This is a genomic window from Povalibacter uvarum (assembly GCF_014202975.1).
GTDB lineage: Bacteria > Pseudomonadota > Gammaproteobacteria > Steroidobacterales > Steroidobacteraceae > Steroidobacter > Steroidobacter uvarum.
Genome location: NZ_JACHHZ010000002.1, coordinates 569,222 through 593,351 on the forward strand (window position 1 = coordinate 569,222; position 24,130 = coordinate 593,351).

Below are 24,130 nucleotides of genomic sequence, written 5' to 3' on the forward strand. Positions count from 1 at the left end.
GGAACCATGAAGATTCTCGCTGGATTCGTTCTCGCCTTCGCCATCGGCGTCGTATGCCGATTGACGGACGTGCCCCTGCCGGCGCCGCCCGTGCTGATTGGTGCAGCGCTCGTCGTTGCGATGAGCACCGGCTACGTTCTCGTCGATCGCCTGGTCGCACGGCGCGCCGCCAGTCACCGCGACCTATGTGGGGGCCCCACCGGTGAGCAGGCATGAGTGAGGCGATCGGGCTGATCATGGGTCTTGCTATCGGTGCCGCGTGCCGGTGGTTCGACATTCCCGCCCCCGCGCCACCCCGCATCCCCGGCGCGCTGCTTGTCGTCGCAATGAGTGCCGGCTTTCTCGTTTGCGACTGGCTGCTGACCCGATAGCGCTATTCGCTGCGACCCGATCGCAAGGCATCCAGCGACAGATCCTTGAAGGTGTCCTGATCCGCTTTCATGCGGAACTTGATGTACGGGCCCTGCGCCGTGTATCTGCTCGCTTCGAAGTCATCGTCGCGGAACCCGTCGAAATTGTAGCCAACCGAGATCCACACGTTGCGTGCGATCACGATGCCCACATCGACGCCCATCGACACGTCGCTGACACCCGAGTCCATCGAGTTGAGCAGCGTCCCGTGGAAGCCAACATCCAGCCGGTCAGTCAGATCGCGCCGTGCGTCGATGCCATAAAGTCCCGACAGCCCGTCGTATCGCTCATCATCGAACGTGCTGCGCACGTATCTCGCGCCGAGCTGCAGGCCGAGTTGCGTCCGCGCATCGATCTGCCAGTTCGAATTCAGATTATTGATCACGCGTGCCGATTCGAACTCACCCAGCAGATCGCTGCGCGAGTCATGCTTGAGGTCGAGACGATCGAGAACGATCCAGGCGCTCGTCGCGGGGCGATACGCCCAGGCGAGCTGAACTTCGCCGGCCAGCATGTCCATGCCCGTCGCGAAGCTGCTGTCGAACATGTTGGCCGACAGCGCGAACGCATGGCCCGCGAGCGGCTCGCGATAGAAGCCACTCGACAGGACACGGCGATCCTCTTCGTCGGACCGCCGATTCTCGATCCGCGAGGTGAACGTCCAGAACTCGCTGCGATACATGGCGCCGACGAACGTCGTGGTGAAGTCGTTCGCGAGCGTCCCTGATGCCATCGGCACGTTGACGTTGAACGGCTCCAACCCGGCGCCGCGAATCGTCTGGCTCTGGTCGATACCGAAGTCGAAGTCCCAGCGCTCATTCAGCTTCCAGCCTTGCATGATGCCGAAGTTGGCGAACACGCGCGGACCGTACTCTGTCGCCTGCTGGCTCATGCTCGACTGAATCTGTGCGCGCTGCCAGGGCCGTGTGCGCACACCGACACGCGTCATGTCGGATTCGAAATTCTCGCCGTTTGCGTGTTCGTACTCTGCAAAGAAAGTGGTGCTCGCGCGGAAGTGATAGTCCACTCCCACCAGCGAACGCGACGGGAAATCGACGCTGGAGTTGCTTCCGAGTGGCACATCCTGGGACGCACGGAGCGTGATCAGGTCGCGGAAGAGATCGACGCTGCCATTCACGAAGGCCTGCTGCGATTCCGTGTCGCCGTTGGTGAGCCCGGTATCGGCAACGTGCCGCGCACCGACGCCAAGTGTGTAGTCGTCCATCTCGCGGCGAACTTCGGCACTGACGAGTTCGCGCTGCGCGCCCGTTCCCAGCACTTCCTGTCGATAGGTTTCGCCTTCGAGCGCCATGTGCTCCGAAACGCGATAGCGCGCATCAGCGCCGATCTTCCGTGTCCCGTCTTCGGAGCGCATCTGTTGTCCGAGCCCGAAGCCGGCTTCCTGCTCGCGTATGTAAACACGCGCATCGACCCGCTCCGTCACATGCTCGAGCTGTGTGAGATAGGCAGTCGCCTCCGCCGTTCCGGCGGGATCGTCGGATTCGCTGCGAGCCAGTTCTGCCTTCAGCTCGGTCGCCTCGCCGATCCGCCACCGCAGATCCGTCCCAGCCAGACGCGTATCGCCGGCGGTCGCGCCTTCCTGCAGGTACGTCGTGCCGACTTCGACGCGATCACCGGCAAACTTGACGGACGCGCGCCCGCCGCCCGTGACTTGCGATTCGCCGCCGCTCAGGACTTCGTACTCCGCGATGACGTAGACCGGATTGAAGTTCGGGTCGCGGCTCGGGACAGGCTGCTTGAAGAACAGCGTGCCGTTGAGATAGTCGACGCTGTAGTCGATGTACGGCGTGAGCTCACGCGACTCGACGACCACTTCACTGCGGAAGCGATCGCGGACTTCGAGCCGGATCTTGTCACTGTTCACGATCAACGGCCGGCGGGAGAGCCTGTACAGACCGGAGGTTCCGTCGCCCAGCAGCTCATCCCTGACGTAACCCTGCTCTGATTCGGCGGCGAAGGCCGTGTAGCCGAAGCGCTCGCCCGCATGCTCGGCCTTCAGACCGGTGAACGTACGGTTGTAGCGCGATAGCTCCGTCACGGTCATCGACGTCGTGAAGTCGCCGAACAGAGCGGCGAACTGCCGTCGCTCGACCTTCAGAAACAGCTTCTGCGCGGTAGCGGCTTCGAAGCGCTGCTCAGTCGCATCTGCGTAGAGCGTGTAGAAGCGGTCCGGTTCTACCGTGCCGCGCAGGCGATCCTTGGACTCGTCGTGGTCGCGCTCCGAGTCATACGCCAGCGTCAACAGGTACTCGCCCTTGATCGCTCCCTTGGCGAAGAATGCGATGCGATCCTGGTTGGCGTAGCCCTCCTCGAGCCCGGCATCGACCGCTGACTGCATGTTCTGACTGATCGTGTTGTACGCCGTCGTGCCTTCGGCGATGCCGACCAGGATCCAGTCGCGCGCACGCGGTTCGAGCCACACACGGATCTCCTGCTCCTGGCGCTCGTTCATTCGCAACCGGACGACCGCCGTTCCTGCTTGTGTCGTCGGCTCGAGCTCGAGTCTGACCAGGCCGTCCGCATCGACGTTGAAGGTCGGTTCGCGTGTGCCCACCGCGACCATCTTGTTGTCATCGCGCGATTCGACTTCCCACCACGAGCGGTAGGGCTCATCGATGCGCCAGCCGCCCAGCGTTCCAGGTCGCGCCGGCTTCCCATACGCATCGATCATTCGCAGCGCGATGACAGGCCGGGTGCGACCATCGGCGAGCAGTGTCGAAGCTTCACGGACAAGCTCCGCACGTACTGCGCCGCCGGCGTAGTGGACCGTGCGTTGGAGAGCGGCAACCTGTTCGTTCTGCTCATTCAGGACACGCGCGACCAGTCGATTGTCACCGTCCTTCAGATCCACGCCGCGCCAGCGACTCAATGCGATCGTTCCTTCGCGATTCGTCGACACGCCGTCGAAGTTGAGTGAGCTGACCGCAGCGCCGTTCACGGACAGCTCGACGCGCTGCGCCGGTGCGTGGCGAATGGCGATCTGCAAGCTCGGGATCGCAGGAATTTCACCCTCGACCGGCCAGACCCAGTCCGTTCCCGACGGCAACTGCTCGACGTCTATGTCACCGCGCTTCACTTCGACGGTCGCCTTCGGTTCGGCGGGCACCGTCACTCCTTCGATGACGCCAACCGTCGCGACCGGTGCCGATGCGGCACTTGCAGTACGCACCGAGAGTCCACCCGCCGCAACCACGCGCAGGCCCTCGATCGCGATCTCGACACGCCGATTGAGTGCGAGGCTCTGCGCGTCGTGACCAGCCGCCAGAGGCTCGTCCGAGCCACGACCCTCGACGGCAACGCGCGAAGGATCGATACCGAGACGCGATGTGAGGTAGTCCGCTACCGCCCTGGCCCGTGCGAGCGAAAGGGCATGATTGTCCGGATAGTCGACACGGCTTCGGGCCGCGATCAGCATGGAATCCGTATGGCCGATGGTCGTCAGCCGGAGGTGACTCACTCCGCGCCATTCCCCGACGATGCGATCGAGCTGGTCGCGATCGCTGGCCAGAATCTGCGTATCCAGCACATCGAACCGCGGCGAGAAGCGGTATGAAGCCGACTCGTAGAGCATGTCGCCGCGCAACGCAATGTTCTCCACCGCCGCCGTCATCTGGCCTGCCTGCGATGGCGAATCGAAGCGCGCGAGCGCCTTCACCGTGAGTGCACCGCTCGTCGCGGCATTGGCTGTCGTGTCGAACACCAGAACGGACTGGGCGATGATCGGCGACGGCAAAGTGAATGTGAGCACACCGTCGGTGACCGACGGATCGGCCGCCGGCGCGCCATTCACCTGGGCACTGCCAGGGAGGAAAGCGAGTCCCGAGGGCATCAGGATCATCGCGCGCGAATTGGAGATTTCAGGACCTGTCGCCTGCAGTGCCGCCGTGTGCCTCAGCGTCGCGGGATCGATCACCGACGTCTGGAACCGCAGGATGACTTCGCCCTTAGCCGGTTGCTTGCGCTGAAGCAGGAAGTCGCTGCGCCACAAGGCTCCGCCGCGCACATCGACGAACTGCGAGTACGCCGAGCCCGCCTGTCGAACGTTGCCGCTGCAGACCTGCGTGAGATGCGTTGACGGCACCGTCACCGTATCGAGCTGAACTACGTGCGAGCCCGGCGCGACGTCTTCGAAGTGATACTTGCCATCCGCGTCCGTCACGGAGTAGCGACCGTCTTCGAGATAGACACGGACGCCCGCGACGCCGGGTTGCTGATGAATCGACGCGCCGCACGAGCCCTCGACGACGCGACCCATCAGGATCGCCCGTTCACGGAAGAGTTCTTCGCGAAGCTGGATCGTTGCCTGCGCATCGTTCGACGAGATGCCGTCGGGGCCGCTCGCGCGCGCCGTGTTCACGAACTGCTTGCCGTTCGCGCCGACTGTGACCTCTACGACGTAGCGAATCTCGACGCGCTGACCCGCACCGAGACGGCCGTGGCTGAACGTCAGCGTGCGGCCATCCGGTGAGATCAGCGGATCAGCACCCACAGCGTCGCCGATGCGAGTGGAGCCTGTCCGATAGCGAGCGCCGGCAGGCAGGCGGTCGACAATGGTGACGCTGCCGATCGCTGCGTTGCTAGACGTGTTCTCGGCAACGAGCGTGTACTGGACGAAGTCACCCACGGCCGCGACTGTTGTCGTCGTGCTCTTGCGCATGAAGAGCTGAGTGGCAGCGGGATCGACAGGGACATCGATGGCTACCGTGGGACCCGCGTTCACGGTGAAGACGCGGCCGAACGAGCCATCCTGCAATCGATACGGCCCACCGGGCGTCCCGGCAAGGTCGGCAATGCTGAGTGCACTCGGGAAGGCATGGCCGGCAGGCGCATCGACTTCGATTCGATAGGTGCCAGGCGCAATCAACGGAAAGCGGAACGTTCCCGCGGGCATCGTGTACAGGGTGCCGCCGGCATCGGTCACGGCCTCGCCCGTCACCATCTCGGCGGGGTAGCGGCTGACTCCATCATCGCCATACACCGTCGCAAGCGTACCGCTCGATGCATCGACGAGTCGCACACGAGCACCGTCGATCGCTGCACCGGTGCTGGAGTCGAACACGAGACCGTAAGGATCGACCAGCGCGCTCGCGTTGCTCGTGTCTCGGGCATCGACAGGATCGACATAGATGGAGCGAATGGAGGTGTTGCGTGCGACTTCCAGAGAGCAATTGCCCGCAGTGGCCGTGCCCGTGCGAGTCTGAATGTAGCCGGCGAAGACGCCGGTGTTCGCGCCCGTTTCGGATAAGCGCAGGATTTCGGCGTCGCCGCCCGGGGTCGACACGCGCAGCTCCGCGATATCGACTGCGACAGCATCGCGATTCTGATCCGCGTCGGCGAGCTGCAGGAAGGCGGCTTCACCGCCGTGAAGCGACGACGTGCCGATCAACGCGATCGGTTGCGAAAGATCGATAGGATCGCCGGAAGAAGATTCCGGCGGTGCGAGCAACTGCATGCCGCTCGAAGACTGACATTGCGTTGCATAAACCTGGGTGGCCGTGCCCGATCCCATCGTTCCGGCGCGAAGAATAGACAGAGCGGAGACGGACGCAGCTGGCGTGATGACGGCGCTCACCGCATTGCTCGCGATGGACGAGCGGTTCGCGGCATCGCCGTAGGTCACGGTGGCAATGTTCTGGATCGTAGTGCCGGCGGGTGTCTGGGCGAGGGCCTGCGGCAGCCAAAAGAGAAACGCAGCCGCGATCAGCGGCTCCAGCCAGAAGGAATCGAAATTCCTCGTCCGCTGTGGGTCCGGCTTCAGCCGGACGTTATCGCCGCAGGCGATGCTTCGCTGACGTCCGACTGAAGTCGGACCCACAGGAGAAGTCCCCGCAAACGCGCCGAGGGCGGGACGGCTATTCACCGTCCCGCCCGCGTCGTGTGTCGGAGCTTCGTATGACGAACTGCGCATCAGCTCACGTTCCGGAGCTCGCTGCGCAGTGACGAAGGTTACGCATGTCGGCGCCAGCGTCCTTACTGCACCGTGACGCGGAACCGAACATTCGCGCTGCCGGCCGGCGCTACGCTCGGAATCGTCACAGCGATGCTGCTGACAGGCGTTCCCGTTGCCGATGCGTTGTCGCCATCACTCGACGAATCCGTCACGCCGGAGCCGTTGCGAAGCATCGAGCCTGCGACATATGCCGTATTCGCCGGGATCGAATCCGTCACCGCCACATCCGTCGCAGCCACGGTGCCGCCGTTGTTGACGGTGATCGTGTACTCGACGACCGCGCCCGGAATCGCTTTCGGATTCGTCGTGTTGTTGAACGGATCGGAGATGACGCTCACCGTCTTCGTGACGGTCAGCGACGCCGACTCGACCGTGTACTGGCTGTCGGCGAGTTCGGAAGCATCGCGACCCGCATCAGCGAACACGATGTCGACACCGGCTGTGTCAGCACCGCTCGTTTCCGTCAGCAGCGTGGCGCCGGCGCTACCAGCGGCAGCGGCCTGCACCTGCAATCGCACGCTCGCGAACTGGCCATTCGTCGCGCTGAGCGGGACCGTCGCGAGGACGAATACACGGACCGGCGTCGGCGAAGCGGCTGGCGCGATATCGCCGAGATTGCCGATGACGTCGGTTCCCGCCTCGTACGTGCCGTTGCCGTTGGCATCGACAGCTGTCGACAGCGTGAGTCCGTTCAGCGTGTCGTTGTTGCCGAAGACAGCGGTGGCGATGTCAGTCGCCGTGAGCCGGTAGCTCTGAATCGCGTTACCGGTGTTCGTGACTGTGAACGTGGTCACCACCGCGGTCTGACCGGGATTCGCGATCACGGCTGCCGTGTTCGTCGTCGTCACCGTCAGGTCGACGCGGTTATCGACGACGAACGCGACAGGCGCACTCGTGATCGCCGTCTGCGCCACGCCACCCACACTGTAGTTCACCGTCGCCGTGTTGCTGATCGACGTACCCGCGGTTGTTCCGACGGCATACGCGCTCTGCAGCACGCCCAGCGATGACAGCATCAACAGTGCGAGGCTGGCCTGTTTCAGGTGCCTGGCAATCGTCATTGGAGATCTCCTCGTTGATGAAATACACACGATCGGCAAGTGGAAACCCGTGCGCGCACTGCATCCCTGCCCGATATGCACTGCGCGATTTCGAATCGATCAGTCGACGCGCGCGCGATAGCGAACGAAGGCCGTCGAGCCCGGCGCGAATGACGCGGCGTAGCTCCAGCGAACCGCGCGGTACTCGTCAGGCTTCGCGGGTTGCACCGCGCCGTCGTGAGTCGACGTGAGCGCAGCGGCAGCCTTGAATTCCTTGCCGTCGACCGAGTAAGTGATATCGGTGCCCGTTCCCATCGCCGAGCTGGCGACATAGGTCATGTGCTCAGGCACGGGGTTCGCGATAACGACGTGCTCAACCGCTTTCGCGCACGTGTTCTTCGCCGTGATGGTCCAGACGACTTCACTGCCCGGCACCGGCTTGTCGAGCGGTACGAGACGCGTCGCCTTCTTCCCCTGCTCGTTGACGTACTGCTGCTCGCTCTCCGCGGTCGTCGTGAGCTCGATGCAGTTCTGCGCCCTGGCCGACGCCGACAGACACAACCCCAGCGTGACGGCCGCCATCAGTCCCTTCTGGCTCACGGCTCGCCGTTCGTCGCTCGTAGCTCTGCTCTTCATCTCGTTTCTCCTCTTCAATTGATCGTCACGGCGAACCGAATCGTCTGCGGCCCAGACGCCTGGGTGAGATCGCCGAGGTGGATGCGCACCTGTGAATCCGGTGCCGAAACGAACTCACCGACATCGCCGTCCGCGATGTCGCTGAGCACGGTACTGTTGAGTGCGAGCGTTCCCGGCACGTACGTCGTGTACGCGGGAATGGTGTCGCTGAAGATTGCGTCTGGCGCGGTGCCGCTGCCGTTCACGCTGACGACGATCTGGTAGTCGATGCGCGCCCCCGCTACTGGGCGCGAGCCTCCTGCCGGATCGACGATGGTCTGCGTCTTGACGGCGGCGACCTGCATTCTCGCGGCAACGTATTCGCCGAACACGATGCCTTGTGCCCCGCTCGTACCGACGAGTGCATCGACGCCGCCATCTCCTTGCGTCGCGAACAGCGATCCTGGTGTTCCCGTACCGGTACGCGCACGTGCAGTGAGCTGGCTTCGGCCGCGCGCTGTGTTCGCGACGTTTGCGGGAATGTCGTTGATCACCAGCACGCGAACGGCGGTATCAGGCGCGAGTGCCGGGTCATTGCTGCCGGCGACGTAGAGCGTGTCGGGAGGCGACAGGTCGTTGCTCGCATCGGTATCGAAGTAGATGTCGACGAGCGTCGGATCGAAGTCGTCGCCCACGATGCCGGCGCTCATCGCACCGAGATCGAACGTCTCCGTGCCGTTGCCGGTGTTCGTGATCGTGAAGACCAGTCCCCGGCGGGTCTCCCCGGCGGACACCGGAGTCGTCCCGCTGACTGTCACGACGACATCGAGAATCTCAGCGACGATCACCGTGACCGTGTTGGATGTCGCGGTCAGCGTCGGACCGCCAAACGTGTAGGTGGCCTGCGCTGTGCCCTGGATGCTGGTGCCGGCGTTGGTGCCAGCTGCGCGCACGGCAGCCGGAGCGGCGATGAACACCGCAACGAGCAGCCCAGCGAACAACCACGACCATCGCGAATGAACCACCAGAATCCTCCCCACTAGCCGGATCGGCCGGAGGCGACGATTCGATGGCTTCTTCCGTTCGCGTATGCGTCGGCTGCTACCCCTTGTGAATCGCCCCGGCAATCCCTGATGGCGCCGGATTCTGGTTAAGGGAATGACTGCCTTTGTGAGTGGGGTCGCACTTTGTCCGGCCCAGGCTCAAGTTTTGGAACGAACTGCCGAGCCCATCGCGCTTTAGGGCACGTTTCGAATGCGCTTACGCTCATCGCTCGAGCGGTTCTGAGAACTGGTTCGCGCTGCATTGTGTGTCGCATGCACGCCGATGCGCGTGATGCGCGCACACGAGACATAACATCGACGGTCTTCCGTCGCTTTCGCCATAACGGGCCGATTGGCGACGTGCATCGCGGACTCGGACGACGATCGACATAAGCGCGTCAATTTGTGAACGGTTCGGGGTGCGCCTGAGGGAAACGCTCAATAGGCTCCGCGCAATCCGGAATCTGCAGGATCATTCGTGCGCTCACCGTTCGCATCGCTTCTGATCTGTGTCCATTGCGCTGCCCTCGCCCTGCTGGGCTCGGCTGCGCATGCGGCAACGATCAGCGGGCGCGTGTTCGAGGACGTGAGTTATGGCGGCGGTGCCGGGCGTTCGCTCGCGGACGCCAGCGGTGTCGGCATCAACGGCGTTCGCGTCGAGCTGTACATACAGAGCGGCGCGAACTTCAACTACTCCACCGCGGCGACGACAGCGACGATCGCTGCGAATCCCGGCAGCTATTCGTTCACGGGCCTTTCGGCGGGCACTTATCGCGTTCGTGTCGTGAACGGCACGATCGATTCCTCGCGCGGTGGTTGCACCGCGAACTGCGTACCGGTGCAGACGTATCGTACCGACGCCAGCACGGGTACGGCGGCACCGGTGACGAATCGCGTCGGCGGTGAGAATCCTCTTCTTAGCGACGCACCGAACCGGACATCCGGCAATCTCGGCGCGCAGACCTCTGGTACGCAGACACCCCAATCCCTCGCGCCGGTCGCGCTGAGCTCCAGCTCCGCCGCGCTCGTCGTCGGCAATGTCGACTTCGGTTTCAACTTCAGCACGATCGTCAACACGAACGATCTGGCGAACTGCACACCTTCGGGGTCGTCGAGTTCCTTCTTCCCCTGCCAGGGAACGCTGCGCCAGTTTCTGATCAACTCCGATGTGCTCGGTGCGCTGGCTTCCCAGGCTGGCTCGGGGCAACTCGGCGGTGGCGCGACTTCATTGCCCGGGGGCAGCGAGTCGAGCATCTTCATGATTCCGTCGAGTCAGCTGACGAGCGGTGTCGCTGTCATCGCTCTCGCGGCGGCCCTGCCTGTCATCGATCGATCGAATGTTCGTCTGGATGCGACGACGCAGACAGTCAACATCGGCAACACCAACTCTGGCGTGTCCGGCACCGGCGGTATGGTCGGTGCGCTGAGCACGGCTTTTCCGCAGTTCGTTCGTCCGGAAGTGCAGATCGCTGACGCCACCTTCACACTGACGGGCAGCAACCAGGCGGTTCATGGCTTCGCGTTGCCGCGAGGCTCGATCGCCGTGTCCGGCGCGAACGCCATCGTTCGCGACAACTTCGTCGGTGTCGCGGCGAATGGCACAACGGACTCCGGCGACGCCATGGCGATCGTCTTCACCGGTGCGAATGCACAGATTCGCAGCAACTACGCAGCAGCCAACAATTCCGTGATCCGGGGCAACAGTCCCGGCGCGGGCTCGACTGTCAGTTTCAACGAAGTCATCCGCTCGTCTGTCACGCCCGGCAACACCTTCGACGGCATTCTTCTGATCGGCACCGCGACCGGCGTTCGCATCGAGAACAATCTCGCCCGCAACCAACCCGGTGCCGGCATCGAACTCGGCTTCGAAGGCGGCACGATGAGCAGCATCGTGATCACCAACAACACGGTTCGTCAGAACGGCTTCTCCGGATCGGGAGCTACACCGACGACGACACCGAGCGCGGAGCCCATCGGCATCGCGGCCTGGAACTACGTCGGCAGCAACGTAGAAATCTCACTGAACGTCATCGAAGAGAACGCGGGTCCCGGACTTCTGCTGAGCGACGTATCGAACACGCGCATTACGCGCAATCGCTTCGGCAACAATCGCGGCCTCGCGATCGATCTCAACGCGAACGACGCCGATCCGAACAGCGTCGGCAGCGGCCCGGGGCCGACGCTCAACGACACGAACGACTCCGACAGCGGCGCGAACGACCTGCTGAACTTCCCCGTAATCACCGCGGCGACGATCGCCAACGGCGAGTTCTCGCTCGCCGGCTTCGCTCAGCCCGGGGCAGCGATCGAGCTGTACGTCGCACAGCCCGACCCGACCGGCTTCGGCGAGGGACTCACCCATATAGGCACGTTCACCGAAGGCGTCGGCGATCTCGACAACGGCACCGGCAGCTATTCAGGGGCGATCAACGGCGTGAACCAGGGAGGCGATACCACGAACCGGTTTCTCTTCCGCGGTTCAGTTCCGGCAGGTATGACGGGCGGCCTCGTGCTGACGAGCACGGCGACACTGAGCGGGCGAACATCGGAGTTCGGCGGCAATGTCACAGTGACGACCGGCCCCAATCTCGTGACGCTGAAGACCGTGCAGGTCGATGCCGACCCGATCAACAACACAACCAATCCCAAGAGCATTCCAGGTGCGACCCAGCGCTACACGATCCGGCTGACCAACCAGGGCCCGGGAACCGTCGACAACAACACGGTGGAGATCGTCGACGCGATTCCGACGAATACGCTGTTCTGCAATCTCGCCGCGCCCGTCACGTTCACCAATGGCTCGCCCGTGAGCGGCCTGTCGTTCACATTCGCGACTCTCGGCAGCACGACGGACGACGTGGATTTCTCCAGCACCACGAGCGGCAATCCGGTCTGGAACTACACACCGGTCGCAAATGCCAACGGCTGCGACGCTGCGGTTCGCTACGTCAGAATCCGCCCCCGGGGCACGATGGCGGGCAGCAGCGGTTCGGGAAATCCTTACTTTGAAGTGCAGTTCAGGGTGAGGGTGCAGTGACGGAGGGTCTGGTGTCGGGTCGGCTCTCGTTGTGGGTCCGGCTTTAGCCGGACGTAATCGCCGGCAGGCGATGCTTCGCATGACGTCCGGCTAAAGCCGGACCCACAGCCGGAGTCGGCCACTGCCTCGTCATTCTTCCCCTCCCCGCCCATCGGGTATAGGCTAGCCCTCATCGATCCAGATGCGATGTCAACGAACATCGCACGATTGCGAGACGGGGGCGTGCGTAACGGTGGAACCGACCGATACCAGGAATCCTGACTACTTTCATCGCGTCGTCGATTGCCAATGGGCCTGTCCGGCCCACACCGACGTTCCCGAATACATCCGGCTCATCGCATTGGGAAAATTCACGGAGGCCTATATGGTCAACCGTGAGTCCAATGTTTTCCCCGGCATTCTCGGGCGGGTTTGCGACCGGCCCTGCGAACCGGCATGCCGGCGCGGACGCGTCGAGGAAAAGCCCGTCGCCATCTGCCGCCTGAAACGCGTTGCAGCGGATCACCGCGACGACGTCACGCAGTTCCTGCCTCGAGCCCCGCGACAGAAGAACGGCAAGCGCGTCGCCTGCATCGGTGCCGGTCCCGCGTCGCTCACCGTCGCGAACGACCTCATGCCGCTGGGCTATGACGTCACCATCTTCGAAAAGTGGGGAACGCCCGGCGGACTGATGCGCACGAACATTCCGTCGTTCCGCCTGCCCGCGAGCGTGCTGGCCGAAGAAATCGGCTACATCGTGGACATGGGCGTCGATCTTCGACTGGGGACACCGATCGAAAGTCTCAAAGCGCTGCTCGACTCGCGTGAGTTCGACGCCGTGTTCGTCGGCAGCGGTGCGCCAAAGGGCAAGGATCTGAGCCTCCCCGGCCGTCATGAAACCCAGGCAGTCGAAGACCATATCCACATCGGCATCGACTGGCTCGAATCCGTCGCCTTCGATCACATCAAGAGCATCGGCAAGCGGGTGTTGATCATCGGTGTCGGCAACACTGCCATGGACTGCTGCCGCTCTTCGCTGCGGCTCGGGGCCACCGAAGTGAAAGTGATGGCACGCAAGCCTCGCAACTTCTTCAAGGCTTCCGACTGGGAGCTCGAGGATGCGGAAGACGAGAACGTCGAGATCGTGATCAATCATGCGCCGAAGTCGTTCGTCGTCGAGAACGGCAAGCTCACGGGCATGATGTTCGACCGGATGGAGTACCAGCTCGACGGCAACAAGATCCTCTCGGAGAAGGTCGCGGGTGAAGTCTTCTTCCCCTGCGATGACGTGATTCTCGCGATCGGCCAGGAGAATGCCTTTCCCTGGATCGAGAACGATCTCGGCGTGGAGTTCGACAAGTGGCATGTGCCCAAAGTCGACAAGCTCACGTTCCAGTCATCGCGGCCCGATGTCTTCTTCGGTGGCGATGCGGCCTTCGGGCCGAAGAACATCATCTGGGCGGTCGAGCATGGTCACCAGGCGGCTATTTCGCTGCATCGATTCCTGCAGGGACAAAGCGTGCGCGAACGTCTGCCGGCGCTCCTCAATCTCTCCAGCCGCAAGATGGGCCTGCACGAGTGGTCGTACAAGAACGACTACAACCCGGTCGAGCGTCGGCTCATGCCGCACGTCGATCTCAAGGAGCGCTTCAAGAAGATCAACATCGAAGTGGAACTCGGCTTCAATGCCGAGCAGGCGGCTGCCGAAGTGCAGCGCTGCCTGAACTGCGACGTTCAAACGGTGTTCGACGCCAAGCTGTGCATCGAATGCGATGCGTGCATCGATATCTGCCCCGTCGATTGCCTGACGATGACTGCGAACCGGCCGGAAGAAGAACTGCGGCAGCACCTCAAGGCGCCGTCGCGCAACAAGACCCAGCCGCTGTTCGTGTCCTCTGCCTTGAAACATACAGCCCGCGTGATGGTCAAAGACGAAGACCTGTGCGTGCATTGCGGTCTATGCGCCGAGCGCTGCCCGACTGCCGCCTGGGACATGCAGAAGTCGACCATCAGTATCCCGCACGCGAGCGATGAGAGTCCTTCATGCACACCACCGCAAACGCTCAAGATCGCGTAAACGACTTCGTCCTCAAGCTCGCGAACGTCAATGGAACCGGCTCGGCCAGCGCGAATACGCTGCTGATGAAGTCCATGTTCCGGATGGGCATTCCGGTCATGGGCAAGAACTACTTCCCCTCGAACATCCAGGGCCTGCCGACCTGGTACGAGATCCGCGTCACCCGCGAGGCCTACGTCGCGCGATCCGGTCGCATCGACATCATGGTGGCGATGAATGCGGAGACGTATCAGCGCGACGTGCGCGAAGTGGATCCCGGCGGCTACCTGATCTACGACTCCAGCTGGCCGCGGCCGACGCTGCTGAAGCGGGACGACATCACAATTCTCGGCGTACCGCTCGCTCGCATGTGCAACGAGACGTTCAAGGGCGTGCGGGCCAGGATCTTGCTGAAGAACATCATGTACTCCGGCGTGCTCGCCGCACTGCTGGAGATCGATCTGGACGTAATGCGCGCGTTGCTGGCTGAGAGTTACTCGAGCAAAAAGTCGCTGCTCGACTCCAACACGCAGGCGCTCGAAATCGGCTACAACTACGCGCGCGAGCACTTCCCCTGTCCACTGCCGACGCGTGTCGCGCGCATGGACAAGACAGCGAATCACATTCTGATAGACGGCAATACGGCTGCGGCCCTCGGGTGTCTGTACGCAGGCGCGACCGTCGGCGCCTGGTATCCGATTACGCCTTCCACGTCCGTGATGGATGCCTTCAAGAGTTTCTGCCAGAAATGGCGGGTCGATCCCGAGACGGGCAAGAACAACTATCTCATCGTCCAGGCCGAGGACGAGCTCGCCGCGATCGGCGCGGTGATCGGCGCTTCATGGAACGGGGCGCGTGCATTCACGCCAACGAGCGGTCCCGGCATTTCGCTGATGAACGAGTTCATCGGCCTCGCCTACTACGCCGAGATCCCCGCAGTGCTGTTCGACATCCAACGTGTCGGCCCCTCGACGGGCATGCCGACACGGACTCAACAGGGCGACATCATGCTTGCTGCCTACGCGTCGCACGGCGATACGCGTCATGTGCTGCTCTTCCCCGCGAATCCAGAGGAATGCTTCCACCAGGCCATCGATGCCTTCGATCTCGCCGAGCGCCTGCAGACTCCTGTGTTCGTGCTGTCGGATCTCGACATCGGCATGAACGACTGGATGTGCCCGGTGCTCGACTGGGACGAGTCCTACAAGCCCGATCGCGGCAAAGTGCTGACGAAAGCGCAGATCGAGAACCTGCCGACGAAGTTTCATCGCTATCTCGATCTCGATGAAGACGCGATTCCCTATCGCACCCTGCCCGGGGTCCATCCGAAGGGCGCGTACTTCACTCGCGGTTCCGGCCACAACCAGTACGGCGGTTACACCGAAGACGCAGCGGAGTATCAGATCGTCCTGGATCGACTCCGTCGCAAGTTCGAGCGTGCGAAGTCACTGGTTCCGAAAGCCCTCATCGACGCCAGCGGCAACCAGGCCGCGATCGTGTCGGTCGGCAGCAGCGACGGCGCCGTCCGCGAAGCGCTCGACATCCTCAAGTCCCGCGGCGTCACGCTCGACTACATGCGTATCCGGGCGTTCCCGTTCGGCCCGGACGTCGAGAAGTTCCTCGCGTCCCACTCGCTGCTCTTCATCGTCGAACAGAATCGCGACGCCCAGCTGCGCAGCCTGCTGACCCTGGAAACCCCGATCGAGAAGCACAAACTGCGATCGATCCTCCACTACAGCGGCCTGCCGATCTCATCGAGCTGCATCGTGGATGGAGTGCTCGCCGAGCTCGGGAATGAGAAGCGGCTGGTGAACAGCGGCTGAGGACTGTGATGTTCCGCCTCCGTCATTCCGTGACTACTTCTGTCATTCCCGCTTTCGCGGGGATGACGGAACTCGCCTTCCTGGTCTTCTCTCGCCAACCGCTAACCGCCAACCGCTAACCGCTAACCGCTTCTCTCCTATGTCCTTCATCACCAAACCCAAAATCACCCACCCCGGCCTGCCGAAAAACGACATCGGCCTGACCCGGCGCGACTATGAAGGCGGCATGTCGACGTTGTGCGCCGGTTGTGGCCACGACTCCGTGACCGCAGCAGTCATCGAAGCGGTGTGGGGCCTGTCGATACGACCGGAGCAGCTGGCAAAACTCTCAGGTATCGGCTGCTCGTCGAAGACCACGGCCTATTTCGACAGCGGCGGTCACGGCTTCAACGGCGTTCACGGGCGCATGCCATCGATCGCAACGGGCGCGGCAGCGGCGAATCGCGATCTGTACTACGTCGGCATCTCCGGCGATGGCGACACGCTCTCGATCGGCTTCGGGCAGTTCGCGCACGCGATCCGCCGCAATGTGAACATGCTTTATCTCATCGAGAACAACGGCGTGTACGGCCTCACGAAGGGTCAGTTCTCCGCATCCGCCGACATCGGCTCGAAAGCGAAGCGCGGCGAGGAGAACAAGCAGCCGCCCGTCGACCCGGTGATGACTGCGCTCATGCTCGGCGCGACTTTCGTTGCCCGCAGTTTCTCCGGCGACAAGGAACAGCTCGTGCCGCTGATCAAGGCGGGACTGCGGCACAACGGATTCGCGCTGATCGATGTGCTGTCACCCTGTGTCACGTTCAACGATCACGAGGGATCGACGAAGAGCTACGAGTTCGTTCGCGACCACTACGATGAAGTCGTCCACGCCGACTTCGTTCCGCCCGCCACGGAGATTACGGCGCAGTATGCTGAAGGCCACGCGCTGCCGGTGACGTTGCACGACGGCAGCCGCATCCTCCTGCGCAAACTCGATCCTTCCTATGACCCGACCGACCGCACCCGTGCCATCGGCTATCTTCGCGAGAAGCTGCAGCAGGGAGAGCACGTCACAGGATTGATCTACGTCGACCAGAGCAGCAGCGATTTCCACGCCGTCAACAACACCACCGCGACGCCGCTCAACCAGATGGCGTACGAGAAGCTGACGCCGGGAAGGAAGGGGATGGAGAAGATCATGGGGCGGTATCGCTGACGTCGATTCACCGCCGCCGTACACTGTCCCCTCCGCCACACAGGACTGATCATGGACCGCAGGACTTCTATCTCGCTGATGACTGTTGGACTGGCTGCGGCAGGGGTCAGTACAACAGCAACTGCCCACGACAGCGGCGGAGTAAAGCTGATGGTTCTCTATGGTCATCCACCGAACGCCGAGGAATTCGAGAAGTACTACCTCGGCGTCCACATGCCGCTGGTCGCTGCCATGAAGGGCGCGCGCAGAATGGAAGCGGCCAGGTGTCTGCCCCAAGCTGATGGTTCCCCGCCGGCGTTCTACCGGGTGTTCGAGGCGTGGTTTGACAGCCCTGAACAGATGGCGGCTGTGTTCGATACGCCCGAGGGAAAAAAGGTGCGCGCGGACGTCCCCAACTTCGCTTCGGGAACCACCGTTACACGACTGGTCTGCAAGCTGGACTGAGCTGGAGGGCGTGCGTCCTCGTTAGACCTCGCCGGTATGTATCTCGCAGTCGTCACGGCACTGATGCTGGTGCTCGCAGTAGGGTCAATTGGGTTAGAGTCCTTCGTTGTCCTGCTCCTTTGACTCCCGTGAGCAACACGAATCTGAGCGTCGGTGCACGAGCAGCGTCCGGTGAACACACCTGCCGGCTCCTGCTTCGTCCGATTGGCGACATTCCAGGTGGACTCTGGTCCTGGTGGGTCTATGTCGATGGAAATGTGCACTCGAGGGGGCCGGGATCGCTGCGAAAGGATCCCGCCCATTGGTACGCATCCTTGTGTCCGGGCCCTCATCGTCTGGTGATCCGGAATGCACCTGGGACGGCCAACAGGATGGAGTCGAACGTCCTTGAGTTCCTCATCGAGGATCAAACCGAGATTGTTGTTGACGTGCGCTTCACGACGGAAGGAATACGGCTGAACTTTGCACAGGAAGGGATGTTGTCATCCACGGAGTAGTTCCGGACACTGTGCGTGCTCGCGCAGCGAATACCAGTAGATCAGCGCAGGCGACGCGCGGAGTGCAGGCGCCTGAGCACAAACGTTGGATATGACCAGTATGGAACGCGATCCTTCATTCGCCCGAGAGCTGTTGCTTCATGCGGAGCTGTCCGAGACGCTCCAGACTATCGAGATCGTCGTCTGGCTGATCTTTGCTCTGCTGCTGATCTCGAGAGTCCTTGCTTACATGGACGCGCGGAAGAAACAAGCGGAGAAAGAAAACACGGGTGTCGAATGGGGTACGCAGGTCGAGAGAGCCTACGACCGTGGGCGATATCAGGAGGCACTGGAGATCCTGGCCACCAGTGAACTGGTCTACCCAGGCTCCGCGCTCATCAAGTTCTGGCAGGGTCGGTGTCATTTTCGACTCGAAGCCTGGGAGAAGGCGGCGGAGAAGTTTCAGGAGTCCTGTCGCCTCGAGCCCTACTACCGCAAATCCGTGAAGGACTATATGGCCTTCATCGAGCTGAACGAACTTGTGCCCGGCGTTGAAGGCTATCTGGACAAGTAGCCGGAATGGACGCCACAGCGACGGCGCTGTGCGTCCGCCGCTCTGATTCGCAAGCAGAGAGAACCGGCCGTCCGCCGCTCGAAGTAGAATCGCGGGCAATCCCTGACAAGCGGACCAAGCCCGCACGCGGCGTGACGGAGGTGTAAGTGACGCATTCTCTCCTGGTGCCTGTCTTTGCCGCTTCGGTACTTCTCGCCTCGTGCAGCTCAACGAACGTCGCGCCTTCGCCTGATCCACGAGCGGAGTTGCTCGCCCTCCATGAGGAGGCCATGCGGGCTCATCGCGAGTCGAGCGCTGATCTGCTTCTGCGAGCAGACGCGCCTGACTATGTCTCCGCCAACCGGGGCCAGATCACGCAACCCAGTCTCGACGTGCGCCGGGAACGCTTCCGGCAGTACCTGGGAACGACTCGCTTCTCTGAGTACATCGATGTTGTTCCACCGATAGTGCGCGTATCCGACGATGGCAGCCTGGGCTGGGTCATCGTGCAAGTCCGGGCGACGGGAGTGCAAACCACGCAGGAGGGCGGCTCCAAACCGCTGGCGTTTGAATCAGCCTGGATAGAATTGTATGAACGCCGTGAAGGCAGTTGGTATCGGATCGGCAATGTCTCCAACTTCAGGCCCTAGACCCTCGAGCGGGTAGCACCATCGATGAGGGTCGACATTCCAGCGATCTACGAGAGCCTTCGCCCGATCCTGGTCGGGGTCCTCGGCAAGCGCACGGGAAATTCATAGCGGTATGTTCCCCGAACTCGACACTCCTCGGCTGCGGCTGACCCGCATCCACCCGGAAGATGCGAACGCCGTGTTCGAGTTGTTCTCGGACCCGAAAGTCGTGGAGTACTACGACCTCGAGCCTTTCTCCGCCATTGCCGAAGCAGAAAAGCTCATGGCGCTGTTTGAGTCCAGATACAGCTCGGGCTCGGGTATCCGCTGGGCTATCCGCGAACGCGAATCAGCCGATCTCATCGGCACGTGCGGCTTCAATACCTGGAGCCAGAAGATGCGCAACGGCGTCATCGGCTACGACCTGAGACCGTCGCATTGGGGCCGTGGCATGGTCACTGAAGCCATCGCGGCGATGTTGCATGCGGCTTTCACAGGTACGCTTCCGTGCGGGCCGCTGCACCGCATTCAAGCGGACACGATTCTCGGCAATACTGCCTCGGAGAGAGTCTTGCTGAAGCTTGGCTTCCGGGAAGAAGGCATTCGCCGGCATGCGGCATTCCTTCACGGCGCATACAAGGATATGAAATGCTTTGGGCTGCTTGCAGAGACTTGACCTGACACCTGAATCAGAATCCGTCGAGGGGAGAACCCATGTTCAATCATGTGATGATCGGATCGAACGACATCGAGCGTTCGAAGCGCTTCTATGATGCCGTGCTCGGCACGCTGGGAGCTGGCGAACCGCTGCGCAACACCGCGGCGTCGGGTCACGTGCGCATCTTCTATCGGCACGACGGAAGCACTTTCTGCGTGACTGAGCCCATCAATGGCGAAGAAGCGACGTATGCGAACGGCGGTACGATTGCGTTCAAATGCAGTTCTCCGGAGCAGGTCCGCGCGTTTCATGACACGGCGATTGCACACGGCGGCGCATCGATCGAAGACCCGCCGGGGCTGCGCGAAGGTGGTCTCGGCGCAATGCATCTCGCGTACGTGCGTGACCCGGACGGCAACAAGCTTTGCGCGATCTATCGCGTCAAGAAGGATCGCTGAGCTACTGCCCATCGCCTCATGACGAGCAAACACGACCTGATCCTGTTCGACCTCGACGGAACGCTGAGCGACCCGCTGGTCGGCTTTGCACGTTCCATGAACTACGCGCTCTCGCACTTCGGGCATGCGTCACTCGAGCTGTCGGCCTGCTCCGCCTACATCGGGCCGCCCCTCGAGGCGTCGTTCACGGCGATTACAGGAGTCACCTCGTCGAACCGGATCAGGGAGCTGATCGACAAGTATCGCGAACGTTACTCTGATATTGGCTTCTCGGAGAACACTCTCTACCCAGGTATCCAGGAAGCGATAAGGGAACTCGCAGAGTCGAATGTTCCTCTTGCCGTGTGCACGAGCAAGAGAAAGGACTTCGCGGAACGCATCCTCACGATGTTCGGACTTCGCGAGTACTTCATCTTCGTGAGCGGTGGTGATGTCGGCATCGAGAAGTGGCAGCAGATCGAGGGCATGTTGAAGCAAGGATCCGCCAGCGCGTCGAGCGTCATGGTGGGCGATCGATCCGTCGATATCACGTCCGCTCGCAGGAATGGCCTCTACTCCGGAGGCGTTCTCTGGGGCCATGGGTCGCGCACCGAGCTGGAGGACGAGCGGCCGAACTACTTGTTCTCTTCTCCGGCCGAGTTAGTGTCGCTCGTGTCGACTGACATTTGTCACGTTGGACTCTGATGCCGCGAAAGCGAAACCCGGTAGGTGTTGCCGCGGGGAGGCTGATCCTCGCCATCCAGAAGGAGCTGGAAGAATCCGTGAGCGAAACTGATGCGCGCCTCGCTCGCCAGGCCATGGATCGCGCCCATGTCCTGCTTCAGGCTTCTCAAAGCGCAGTCGTGTTCAATCTCCTCGATGGACGATCGGTTGAGGAGTACCTCGACGCGGCCTGGGTGGCAGCGCATCCAGCGGTCAAACTTGGCATCGAGGCGTTCGTGTCCGCGTTGAACGCGCATGAGGGCGTGTGAACAGCCGGCACGTTTGACCCCAGTGAGCTGACTAGAGCGTTAGCCACCATTTTGGGGAGGACTCATGCGCATCGTCAGCCATCACACTCTGGGGACCTGGGCTCTCGCGTTGGCCGCCACTTTCATCGCGGGCTGTGCCACCACCTATCAATCGCCGAGGCAACGGCTCTGGAAGAGCAGCGCGCCACTACCTGGTCAAGCCGGGCGGCCATGGATAGTGCGCGGTTGAAGACTGAAGCGGAGTCATTTCGTAAACTGCTTGCAGAGTTCGAGAAGCTGTGGAAAGGAGTCGTTGAGAATGAGGCTGGCAGGATCAGTAGCTGACGCTAGCTGGGCTGGACGGTCATCCGCTGCCGGCGCCGCGCTGCTGCTCGTGCTCCTGGGGTGCATCGCACAAGCTTCCGATGTCGATCTTGCTGCTTCAGCCATACCTGAAGAGGAATGCAACGCGTCCTCGCCTTGCCAACCGGCGAGCTTCCTGAAGTTCGGATCGTGGGTTCTCCAAAGCGCCAAGCTGATCGCCCGCTGCGACGGCTACCAGGCGATCGCCGTGCATGCGAATGGAACGGATATGCTGTTCCTGGATGAATCTGCCCGACCGGCGCCAGGCGCGACTCGCGCAGCTGAGCAGGGTATGCCGTTCGGTGAGTTCAACGAATATCACGCTGCCTATGACATCGAGTCAGTGTCCTGCGACGTGCTCGATCAGGGCAAAGTGAAGATCTCAGGAACGGCGTCGAACCATCATGACGACTCGAAGTTTCAGTTTCGTATCGTCGCCGACACGACGCGGCGCACTTACACGTATGAGGACACCACAGGACGAAGCAGCGCGGCGTATCGCTCGAACGAGCGGTGATGCCTCATGCGTGAACGCGCGGGTCGGGAGCAGGCTCGCCAGCACTTCAACGAAAGGATCGAGGTTACCCGATGCTCAAACGACTGCTGCTGATCATGACGATACTCATCTCGTGTGTCGGGTGCGATCAGGCCACCAAATCCATTGCGCGGACGCATTTGTCCGAAACACGGGCTGTGTCGCTCATGGGTGGCAGCGTCCGGCTTCAGCTCGCGAAGAACTACGGTGCATTTCTGAGCATTGGCGCGTCGATGCATGAAGACACGCGAAGCGCGATCTTGTCCGCCGGCGTAGCGACGATGCTTGTCGTGATGTTCGTGTACTGCCTCATCTCGACGCCCGGCAATCCACTGGTCGTGCCGGCATTGGCGATGGTCATCGGCGGTGGAGTGAGCAACCTCATCGATCGGCTGCTCCACGGGGGTTACGTGGTGGACTTCCTGAATCTCGGCGTGGGCTCGATCAGGACGGGCATATTCAACGTCGCTGATGTCTTCATCATGAGCGGCGTGTTGCTCCTGGTCGCGGGCGATTGGCTCACCAAGGGAATGCTGAAAAAGCACGTATGAGGACAAGCCAGGCTTGCACCGACCGTCGCGGGCAAACAATCTCGGCTGGAGCCAACGCTCGCATTCTCGTCATCCCCGATTGGCTGACACACGACGTTGCCACCGATGACGTTGCACGCCTGAAGGCGGCGGAAGGAACGGTCATGCGCATCCTCGAAATCGATACGCACGGCTATGTGTGGTTCGGGACGGACAATCTGGGTCGCTGGTTCTGTCTTCGACCCGAGGAAGTAGAGGTCGTGGCGTGACGCGCTCGCCGAACCGCGCTGTACGCAGCACGGACTGCACCGCGCTGGCCTGAGCGATGGGGCTCGATACTGTCGAACTGGTGATGGCAGTGGAGGATCATTTCCAGATCGAGATCCCTGACGACATCGCCACGACCCTCGATACGGTCGGGCTATTACACAAGTTCTTGGTATCGCAACTTCAGCGCAGGAGCCTTCTGCCCGTCGATCGGGCCAGAGTGTTCTGCGAGCTGCGCGACATCATCTGCCGTCAGTCTGGTGTCGAGCCCGAGAAAGTTGTGCCGGAAGCCTACTTCGTAAGAGATCTGCTTCTCGACTAGACGGCCTGAGAAAGACGAAACGTCGGACCGCGTGCAACTGCGAAAAAATGGGAGAGCAAGCCATGAAACGCGACAAATGGTTTGAGGCGAAATGGCGATATCTGCGGCGGTTCGGGCCGCTGGCGATCGCGGGACTGGTTGTGGCTGTGATCGGGTTTGCCATCAGTGCCCAATGGTTGGTGGCGATCGGCTTCCTGCTCACTGTGCCGTGGTTCCTCTGGGTCGTGCTGATCCCTATCTATCACTGGAAGGATCGCTATATTGGCGAGCGGACGACGCTCTGGGGCGCGCTCCTGGTCATCGAAACGTCTGGCTGGATGAAGATCGTGTACTGGTTTCGCCATGTGCTGCCGGACCGGAAGCGGGCCGGGAGATATGCGAATGTGGATTGAGCTCAGACGCCATGGATACCTTCGGAGATGGACATGGAATACGCATCGGCACTCGTGAAACTGAAGCCGGGATCGGATGACAAACTGGAGGAGTGGCGCCGCACGATCGCCTCACGACTCGAAGAGGCCGCAGCGACTTTGAAGGACGAGGACGTAAGCGTCGAGTCCTACTTCACTCTCGAGATCAACGGCGAGAAACACTTGCTCTGGTACCTGCGTGCGAAGTCGATCAGGCGCGTCTTCGAGCTGTCACGCCAGCTGAAGCACCCCATCGACAAATTCCACTACGAAATGATGGAGGCGATCACTGCTTCGGTGACCATGGCGAAGCCGCTGATCGACATTCCGCGTGACGCAGAGACATAGCGCGCGTGGGCGGACCG

At 62.0% G+C, this 24,130-nt stretch carries 21 protein-coding genes and 1 pseudogene; 18 read left to right on the forward strand and 4 right to left on the reverse strand.

Annotated features, from left to right (window positions below):
- Window positions 1-6: 6 nt before the first annotated feature.
- A complete protein-coding gene (locus tag HNQ60_RS08760) occupies window positions 7-216 on the forward strand; it encodes a DUF1427 family protein (RefSeq protein WP_184330748.1) in 210 nt (69 codons plus the stop codon).
- Window positions 213-371: a XapX domain-containing protein gene (locus tag HNQ60_RS08765; protein ID WP_184330750.1), complete on the forward strand. Its 159-nt coding sequence runs from the start codon at window positions 213-215 to the stop codon at window positions 369-371. The genes HNQ60_RS08760 and HNQ60_RS08765 overlap by 4 nt, the downstream gene beginning before the upstream one ends.
- A gap of 2 nt (window positions 372-373) precedes the next feature.
- On the opposite strand, the gene HNQ60_RS08770 is transcribed toward HNQ60_RS08765, so the two are convergent.
- From HNQ60_RS08770 to HNQ60_RS28070, 4 genes are all read right to left on the reverse strand, one after another.
- Window positions 374-6,247, reverse strand: coding sequence for an OmpA family protein (locus tag HNQ60_RS08770; protein WP_184330752.1), 5,874 nt, complete (start codon window positions 6,245-6,247; stop codon window positions 374-376).
- A gap of 155 nt (window positions 6,248-6,402) precedes the next feature.
- On the reverse strand, window positions 6,403-7,443 hold the full coding sequence (locus tag HNQ60_RS08775; protein ID WP_184330754.1) for a DUF11 domain-containing protein: 1,041 nt from the start codon (window positions 7,441-7,443) through the stop codon (window positions 6,403-6,405).
- A 99-nt stretch (window positions 7,444-7,542) separates the two neighbouring features.
- Window positions 7,543-8,058, reverse strand: a complete 516-nt coding sequence (locus HNQ60_RS08780; protein ID WP_184330756.1) for a DUF11 domain-containing protein — start codon at window positions 8,056-8,058, stop codon at window positions 7,543-7,545.
- Window positions 8,059-8,072: 14 nt separating this feature from the next.
- Window positions 8,073-9,062: a hypothetical protein gene (locus HNQ60_RS28070; RefSeq protein ID WP_184330758.1), complete on the reverse strand. Its 990-nt coding sequence runs from the start codon at window positions 9,060-9,062 to the stop codon at window positions 8,073-8,075.
- A gap of 496 nt (window positions 9,063-9,558) precedes the next feature.
- Here HNQ60_RS28070 and HNQ60_RS08790 point away from each other — a divergent pair, with 496 nt between their 5' ends.
- From HNQ60_RS08790 to HNQ60_RS08865, 16 genes and pseudogenes are all read left to right on the forward strand, one after another.
- Complete coding sequence (locus HNQ60_RS08790) at window positions 9,559-12,117, forward strand: SdrD B-like domain-containing protein (protein WP_184330760.1); 2,559 nt, start codon at window positions 9,559-9,561, stop codon at window positions 12,115-12,117.
- 232 nt (window positions 12,118-12,349) lie between these two features.
- On the forward strand, window positions 12,350-14,173 hold the full coding sequence (locus tag HNQ60_RS08795) for an FAD-dependent oxidoreductase (RefSeq protein WP_184330762.1): 1,824 nt from the start codon (window positions 12,350-12,352) through the stop codon (window positions 14,171-14,173).
- Window positions 14,140-15,975, forward strand: a complete 1,836-nt coding sequence (locus HNQ60_RS08800) for a 2-oxoacid:acceptor oxidoreductase subunit alpha (RefSeq protein WP_184330764.1) — start codon at window positions 14,140-14,142, stop codon at window positions 15,973-15,975. Before HNQ60_RS08795 ends, HNQ60_RS08800 begins: the two co-directional genes overlap by 34 nt.
- A 139-nt stretch (window positions 15,976-16,114) precedes the next feature.
- A complete protein-coding gene (locus HNQ60_RS08805) occupies window positions 16,115-17,170 on the forward strand; it encodes a 2-oxoacid:ferredoxin oxidoreductase subunit beta (RefSeq protein ID WP_184330766.1) in 1,056 nt (351 codons plus the stop codon).
- 51 nt (window positions 17,171-17,221) lie between these two features.
- A complete protein-coding gene (locus tag HNQ60_RS08810; protein ID WP_184330768.1) occupies window positions 17,222-17,614 on the forward strand; it encodes an EthD family reductase in 393 nt (130 codons plus the stop codon).
- Window positions 17,615-18,211: 597 nt separating this feature from the next.
- Complete coding sequence (locus HNQ60_RS08815) at window positions 18,212-18,664, forward strand: tetratricopeptide repeat protein (RefSeq protein ID WP_221304104.1); 453 nt, start codon at window positions 18,212-18,214, stop codon at window positions 18,662-18,664.
- 146 nt (window positions 18,665-18,810) lie between these two features.
- A complete protein-coding gene (locus HNQ60_RS08820; RefSeq protein WP_184330772.1) occupies window positions 18,811-19,293 on the forward strand; it encodes a hypothetical protein in 483 nt (160 codons plus the stop codon).
- 112 nt (window positions 19,294-19,405) lie between these two features.
- The gene (locus HNQ60_RS08825; RefSeq protein ID WP_184330774.1) at window positions 19,406-19,948 is read left to right on the forward strand and encodes a GNAT family N-acetyltransferase; all 543 of its coding nucleotides are present in this window, start codon (window positions 19,406-19,408) and stop codon (window positions 19,946-19,948) included.
- Between the two features lie 38 nt (window positions 19,949-19,986).
- Window positions 19,987-20,388 carry a VOC family protein gene (locus HNQ60_RS08830; protein WP_184330776.1) on the forward strand — a complete coding sequence of 134 codons (402 nt, stop codon included), beginning with the start codon at window positions 19,987-19,989 and terminating at the stop codon, window positions 20,386-20,388.
- Window positions 20,389-20,406: 18 nt separating this feature from the next.
- Window positions 20,407-21,072 (forward strand): HAD family hydrolase, encoded by a 666-nt coding sequence (locus HNQ60_RS08835; RefSeq protein WP_184330778.1) that lies wholly within the window; start codon window positions 20,407-20,409, stop codon window positions 21,070-21,072.
- Entirely contained in the window at window positions 21,072-21,359 is a 288-nt protein-coding gene (locus HNQ60_RS08840) for a hypothetical protein (protein WP_184330780.1), read from the forward strand. Before HNQ60_RS08835 ends, HNQ60_RS08840 begins: the two co-directional genes overlap by 1 nt.
- 298 nt (window positions 21,360-21,657) lie before the next feature.
- Window positions 21,658-22,218, forward strand: a complete 561-nt coding sequence (locus HNQ60_RS08845) for a hypothetical protein (RefSeq protein WP_184330782.1) — start codon at window positions 21,658-21,660, stop codon at window positions 22,216-22,218.
- 71 nt (window positions 22,219-22,289) lie between these two features.
- Window positions 22,290-22,787, forward strand: coding sequence for a signal peptidase II (gene lspA / locus HNQ60_RS08850; protein WP_184330784.1), 498 nt, complete (start codon window positions 22,290-22,292; stop codon window positions 22,785-22,787).
- A gap of 301 nt (window positions 22,788-23,088) precedes the next feature.
- Window positions 23,089-23,205: pseudogene (locus tag HNQ60_RS27455) on the forward strand (acyl carrier protein); the annotation flags it as partial.
- 212 nt (window positions 23,206-23,417) lie between these two features.
- Window positions 23,418-23,747, forward strand: coding sequence for a hypothetical protein (locus tag HNQ60_RS08860; RefSeq protein ID WP_184330786.1), 330 nt, complete (start codon window positions 23,418-23,420; stop codon window positions 23,745-23,747).
- Between the two features lie 33 nt (window positions 23,748-23,780).
- Window positions 23,781-24,113 carry a DUF6176 family protein gene (locus HNQ60_RS08865; RefSeq protein WP_184330788.1) on the forward strand — a complete coding sequence of 111 codons (333 nt, stop codon included), beginning with the start codon at window positions 23,781-23,783 and terminating at the stop codon, window positions 24,111-24,113.
- Window positions 24,114-24,130 lie beyond the last annotated feature (17 nt).